Annotated in this window: 2 protein-coding genes; both read left to right on the top strand. The window is 49.0% G+C overall.

The genetic code is table 11. The features are described from left to right. On the top strand, window positions 1-293 hold a 293-nt coding region (locus FKP33_RS26770), incomplete at its 5' end, for a type II toxin-antitoxin system Phd/YefM family antitoxin (RefSeq protein ID WP_127609431.1). Next, window positions 271-588, top strand: coding sequence for a type II toxin-antitoxin system RelE/ParE family toxin (locus tag FKP33_RS26765; protein WP_127609433.1), 318 nt, complete (start codon window positions 271-273; stop codon window positions 586-588). The genes FKP33_RS26770 and FKP33_RS26765, both read left to right, overlap by 23 nt. Window positions 589-726: the final 138 nt, after the last annotated feature.

Genomic DNA, 726 nt, shown 5'->3' with positions numbered 1-726 from the left:
AGATGATTATCAAACCTTCCGCCAGTATCCGGCAAAACTATAATGAAATCGCCGATCTATGCAAAACATCCGGGGAACCGGTTTATCTAACCAAGAACGGTGAAGGCGATCTCGTCGTGATGGACATAGAGACATTCTCCCGTCGCGAGAAGATGTTAAAGCTGCGCGAAGAACTGCTAGCTGTGCAAGAAGATCGTTTGGCGGGCCGTGTTGGTGTGACGCCGGATGAATTGGACGCTTACCTGGAGGGCATTATTGACGAGGTGCAGCATGGAAAAGATGCCCCGATATAAGATCATCGTTTCCGATCGCGCCCGCCAAATGCTGGCGACTCATGTGCGATTTCTTGCGGAGAAAAGTCCGGATGCGGCGCGAAAAACGAAGAACGAATTGCTGCAAGCGATACGTTCCTTGGCGCGAATGCCGGAACGCTATCCTTTTCTGGAAGCGGAATTTATTCCGTCAAACAAGTATCACAAGATGTTCGTGGAAAAGTGGTATCTGGTGTTATATCAAATTCAGGATGAAATCGTGTATGTCGATTTCATTGTAGACTGTCGCCAGGATTACCGCTGGTTGGTGCGATAACATAAAAATTCCGAGGAAGACGCTGAGTGGATCGGCGTCTTTTTTGTGTATTTGAGGGTCCCCTCTTTTTCCCGGGAGGTGCCTTGAAGGCGACGCGAGACGGATGTCTCGTGTTGCAGCAAGCACTGAATTTGGATA

The sequence above is a fragment of the Paenibacillus sp. tmac-D7 genome (assembly GCF_006519665.1).
Taxonomy (GTDB): Bacteria; Bacillota; Bacilli; order Paenibacillales; family NBRC-103111; genus Paenibacillus_G; species Paenibacillus_G validus.
The sequence above is the reverse complement of the archived record's forward strand: the minus strand, read 5'-3'. Positions and strand labels throughout refer to the sequence as shown.

Excerpts from the sequence above, each read along its gene's own strand:
- FKP33_RS26765 (WP_127609433.1), top strand. The coding sequence starts at position 271 with ATGGAAAAGATGCCCCGATATAAGATCATCGTTTCCGATCGCGCCCGC.